Origin of the sequence: Gemmatimonas sp. (assembly GCF_036405635.1) — a bacterium.
GTDB lineage: Bacteria > Gemmatimonadota > Gemmatimonadetes > Gemmatimonadales > Gemmatimonadaceae > Gemmatimonas.
The window spans coordinates 1-4,743 of sequence record NZ_DASWXE010000213.1 but is presented as its reverse complement, the minus strand read 5'-3'; the positions used below and the strand labels follow the sequence as shown (position 1 = coordinate 4,743).

At 65.7% G+C, this 4,743-nt stretch carries 5 protein-coding genes; 4 read left to right on the top strand and 1 reads right to left on the bottom strand.

The features are described from left to right. The 4 genes from VGE27_RS16895 to ccoS all read left to right on the top strand — a co-directional run. The coding region (locus tag VGE27_RS16895) for a FixH family protein (RefSeq protein WP_331050850.1) at positions 1 to 475 on the top strand (475 nt) is incomplete at its 5' end. Between the two features lie 15 nt (positions 476 to 490). Beyond that, complete coding sequence (locus VGE27_RS16890; protein WP_331050849.1) at positions 491 to 1,297, top strand: sulfite exporter TauE/SafE family protein; 807 nt, start codon at positions 491 to 493, stop codon at positions 1,295 to 1,297. Beyond that, positions 1,287 to 3,827, top strand: coding sequence for a heavy metal translocating P-type ATPase (locus VGE27_RS16885; protein ID WP_331050848.1), 2,541 nt, complete (start codon positions 1,287 to 1,289; stop codon positions 3,825 to 3,827). The genes VGE27_RS16890 and VGE27_RS16885 overlap by 11 nt, the downstream gene beginning before the upstream one ends. Continuing rightward, positions 3,824 to 3,979: a cbb3-type cytochrome oxidase assembly protein CcoS gene (gene ccoS / locus VGE27_RS16880; protein ID WP_331050847.1), complete on the top strand. Its 156-nt coding sequence runs from the start codon at positions 3,824 to 3,826 to the stop codon at positions 3,977 to 3,979. Before VGE27_RS16885 ends, ccoS begins: the two co-directional genes overlap by 4 nt. An 8-nt stretch (positions 3,980 to 3,987) precedes the next feature. On the opposite strand, the gene VGE27_RS16875 is transcribed toward ccoS, so the two are convergent. Next, positions 3,988 to 4,632, bottom strand: a complete 645-nt coding sequence (locus tag VGE27_RS16875; RefSeq protein WP_331050846.1) for a response regulator transcription factor — start codon at positions 4,630 to 4,632, stop codon at positions 3,988 to 3,990. Between the last annotated feature and the right edge of the window lie 111 nt (positions 4,633 to 4,743).

Below are 4,743 nucleotides of genomic sequence, written 5' to 3'. Positions count from 1 at the left end.
CGTCATCCTTGGCTCGACGGTGGTGGCCAACATCGCCGTCATGCGCATTGCCAATGACGACCCCTCCTTTGCCGTGGAGCCCAACTACTACGCCAAGGCGGTGGCGTTCGATTCCACCATGGCGCAGGAACGTCGCAACCTTGATCTGGGCTGGGGTGTGGAAACGTTCATCGACTCACTCGTGGCCGGTCAACCGGCACGCGTGGTCGTGAAGCTCAAGGATGCCGCGGCCGCTCCGCTTGCCGGTGCGCACGTCGTCGTGATGGCGCGCTTCAATGCACGCGCCAACGACACCCTGACCGCGGTGCTGCACGAAGACACTGCCGGTCTGTACTCGGCCGCACTGCCCATCGTCACGCCCGGCGAATGGGAAGTGCGCGTGAGTGCCACGCAGGTTCCATCAGCCGCAGTGCGTGATACGGCGCGTTATTCCGTGAGCACCCGCGTGACGGTGTCACGCGCCGGCAAGCAGTAGACCGAGGCTACATTCATGTTTGGCACGGCAGCCGGTATCCTGATGGCGAGCGTGGTGGGGAGCGTACACTGCGCCGGCATGTGCGGTGGGTTCGTGTGCTTCTACACGGGCGCGGAACCCGCCGCGGCGAACCAGGCGTCACGCGGTGGTGCCCTGTCGTCGCCATTGCACGCGCATGCGCTCTACAACGTCGGGCGTCTGCTCTCCTACCTGCTGCTCGGTGCCGTCGCCGGCGTGATCGGATCACGCATCTCCGACATCGGCGCACTGGCCGGCGTGCAGCATGCCGCGACCCTGGTTGCCGGCGCACTCATGGTGGCGTGGGCACTCAGCACCCTCGCCGCACAGCGTGGCCTGTCGTTGGGCCGCATGCACGCTCCTCGCGTGTGGCAACAGGCCCTGGGACGTGTGCTGCTGACCGTGCGCACTCAACCCATCGCCGTTCGGGCGCTGCTCACCGGACTCGTCACCACGTTGCTGCCCTGTGGGTGGCTGTACGTGTTCGTGGCCACCGCGGGCGGCACGGGCAGTGTGCTCTCCGCCATGGCCTTCATGGCGGTCTTCTGGCTCGGCACCGTGCCCGCACTCATCGCGGTGGGCGTTGGCGCACAGACCGTACTGGCACCATTCCGGCAACGCCTCCCCATGCTGAGCGCCACGGTGGTGCTCGTGATGGGATTGTGGTCCATGACGGGTCGTCTGCGCGCGCCCCGTGCCAATGACCATCACGACGCGACCGCCATGACGCCGTCCGCGCTTCCCGTGGAACCGACTGCGATACCCACTGTGAAACCAGCTGTGGAAATGACGCATGTCCACTGACACACTTCGCTTCCCTGCTGCGGCCATCGCCGCAGACGCCTCGACGGCTACTGTGTGCGCTCATTGCGCATTGCCCGTGCCGGCGGGACTCGTACAGGAAGACGCTGAGCGGCAGTTCTGCTGCACCGGATGCCACACCGCGTTCGCCATCCTGCACGAACATGGACTCGGGAGCTACTACGGCTTTGCCGAACGCCGGGAAGCGCCTGTGCAATCGTCCGGGCGGCGGTACGAAGAGTTCGACCATCCCACGTTTGCGCAGCTGTACGTCCAGGTGATGCCGAGCGGTCTCTCGCGCACCGAACTGTACCTCGAAGGGGTGCACTGCGCGTCGTGCGTGTGGCTGGTGGAGCGTGTGCCGCTACTGCACACGGGCGTGTCGCGCGCCGAGCTCGATGTTCGGCGTTCGCTGGCTGTGGTGGAATGGGATGCGGCGGTAACGCCGTTGTCGGCCATCGCGCGACAGCTCGATGTGCTGGGGTACGCGCCGCATCCGTTTCGTGGTGTGGCACGGGCCGACATGCGTCGGCGGGAAGACCGCGCCATGCTGGTGCGTATCGGCATCGCCGGTGCCATTGCCATCAACATGATGCTGGCGGCGCTGGCGTTGTATGCCGGTGAGCTCAATGGCATGGATGCGACGTTCACCCATTTCTTTCGCTGGGTGAGTTTTGCGCTCATGGTGCCGGCCTTTGTGTGGCCTGGGCGTGTGTTCTTCTCGGGTGCATGGGCATCGGTGCGCACGAGATCGCTGCATATGGACCTGCCCATCGCCATCGCGTTGGCAGCGGGGCTGGTGCGCGGCGCCATCAACACGGTCACGGGTACCGGCCCGATCTACTTCGACGGGCTGGCACTGCTGATCTTTGCGCTGTTGGTCGGACGCTTCCTGCAGCAGCGTGGGCAGCGTCTGGCCGCCGACTCCGCCGAGCTGTTGCACGCGATCGCACCAAGCACGGCCCGCATCGTGGAACAGGGTGTGGTGCGCGATATCCCGGCCGAAGCGCTGTTGCCCGGGATGACGCTCGATGTGCGGGCTGGCGAGACCTTTGCGGCCGATGGTGTGATCGTGCGTGGGCACTCCACGGTGAATGCCGCGCTGCTCACCGGTGAATCGCGTCCGTCGTCGGTGGAGGAAGGCGCCACGGTGTACGCCGGCACGCTCAACGTGGAGGCGCCGCTGCAGGTGCGGGTGGAGGAGGCCGGGGAAACGAGCCGCATCGCGAAGTTGCTGCGCGAAGTGGAGGAGAGTGCCCGTCGCCGTGCGCCCATAGTGCAGACGGCCAACCGACTGGCCGGCATCTTCACGGCGGTGGTGTTGCTGCTCGCGGCGCTCACGTTTGGCATCAAGGCCTCGTTCAACGCACCACACGCACTCGACGACGCGATCGCCTTGCTCATTGTGACGTGTCCGTGTGCGCTGGCCCTCGCCACACCACTGGCCATCACCGTGGCGGTGGGACGTGCCGCAGGCAATGGCATGTTGATCAAGGGCGGCGATGCGCTGGAAGTGCTCGCATCACCCGGCACGGTGGTGTTCGACAAGACGGGCACCATCACCGAGGGGCGTACGGCGCTGGTGCGCTGGGTGGGCGCCGAGTGGGTGCAGCCGCTGGTGTTGTCGCTCGAGGCCGGGTCGTCGCATCCGTTGGCCGAGGGGTTCCGGCGTGCGTGGCCTGGAATGATGGTGCCCGACGTGCATGAAGCGCGGCATGTGGTGGGCGGTGGACTCGAAGGATGGGTGGATGGTCGGCATGTGCGCATTGGTTCGCCGCGCTTTGTCGCCGGCGGAGTGGTGTCCACAGCGCCCGAGGTGATGGTCGCACTGCACACCTATGACGAGATCGGGCGCACGCTCACGCCGGTGCATGTGAGTGTGGACGGTGTACTCGTCGCCGTCGCCGGCATGGGCGACAAGGTGCGTGACGATGCGTTGCAGTCTTTGCGGGCGCTGCGTCACCGCGGCTGGCGCACGGTGCTGCTCAGTGGTGATGCCGAAGACGTGGTGCGCAGCGTGGGGGCTGCGCTGGACTTTGATGCCGCCGATGCCATTGGTGGCGCCACACCCGAGCAGAAGCTCGCCTTCATCGAACAGACCAAGCAGCGTGGCCGGGTGGTGATGGTGGGCGATGGGGTCAACGACGCAGCCGCCATTGCGGCGGCCAGTGTTGGCATCGGTGTGCAGGGGGGCGCCGAAGCGTGTCTCGCCACCGCCGATGTCTACCTCACCCGCAATGAATTGGGCACGCTGGTCGAACTGGTGGATGGTTCACGGCGCACCATGCGCGTCATCCGGCGCAACATTGCGTTGTCCATCGCCTACAATGTGGTGGGGGCGTCGATGGCGATGTTCGGTTTGCTCACGCCGCTGGCGGCGGCGATCCTGATGCCGGCCAGCTCCATCACGGTGGTGCTGGGATCGTGGTACGGTCACACGTTCCCACGCGTACGTCGGACCGCTACGCGGGCATCGGGGCCCGCATCGGGCGCGGCGTCTTCGATCTCCGGGCCGGTGGAGGCCATCGCATGAGTGTCGTGTTTCTGGTGTTGCCGCTCGCGCTTCTGGTGGTGACCGGTGCGGTGCTGGCGTTCGTCTGGAGTGCCCGCAGCGGTCAGTATGACGATCTCGAAACGCCGGCGATGCGGATGTTGCACGACGATGGCGCATCCAAGGAGCCATAGATCTGCTCTCAGGGCGTATTGATGCGGCCTGGCCCATGAGAATACGCCGCAACTTCCATGCGGGTGTGCAGCGAGAGTTTCTCGAGGAGGTTGTGCACGTGGCTCTTCACCGTGTGCACGGCGATATGCAGTCCAGCTGCGATCTCCTTGTTGCTCAGGCCAGCCCCCAGCAGGTCCATGATCTGTCGCTCACGCGCGGTCAGGTGAATGCCACCAGTCAGTGTTGTCGGCATACCCAGCGCCTCATCGCGCATGATCTGGGAGAACAGGGAACCCGTCAGTGCGCGCGGGAGCGCCTGGTCACCTCGGGCCACAACGCGAATGGTCTCCATGAATTCACTCACCGAGGCGTCTTTCATGATGAAGCCCGAAACGCCGGACCGCACGAAAGCGGCCACATCGTTTCGCGCCGCGCTGAGTCCCGTGACGATGACGCGCGTTGCCGGAGCGACCAGCAAGATCTTCACGGCGAGCGCCCAACTTTCCTCCTCCGGAAGACCGGCATCGAGCAGCACGACACGCGGTTGCATCTCACGAATCGCCTCCAGGCCCACACCCGCACAGGCTGCGCTCGCGAGCACTGCGAACCCCTCCTGACGTTCGATCGCGGCGGCAAGCCCCTCGCGCAGCAAACGATGGTCCTCGATGACCACGACGGAGATCGGCGCGACGCCCAGCGCTGATCTGGTCGTCGCGCCTTTCATCAGGGAGATGGTTGGCCTGGTCACGGGGCTCTCGCAAACCTTCCTGCTACATCACCGACG

Excerpts from the sequence above, each read along its gene's own strand:
- ccoS (WP_331050847.1), top strand. The coding sequence starts at position 3,824 with ATGAGTGTCGTGTTTCTGGTGTTGCCGCTCGCGCTTCTGGTGGTGACC.
- VGE27_RS16885 (WP_331050848.1), top strand. The coding sequence starts at position 1,287 with ATGTCCACTGACACACTTCGCTTCCCTGCTGCGGCCATCGCCGCAGAC.
- VGE27_RS16890 (WP_331050849.1), top strand. The coding sequence starts at position 491 with ATGTTTGGCACGGCAGCCGGTATCCTGATGGCGAGCGTGGTGGGGAGC.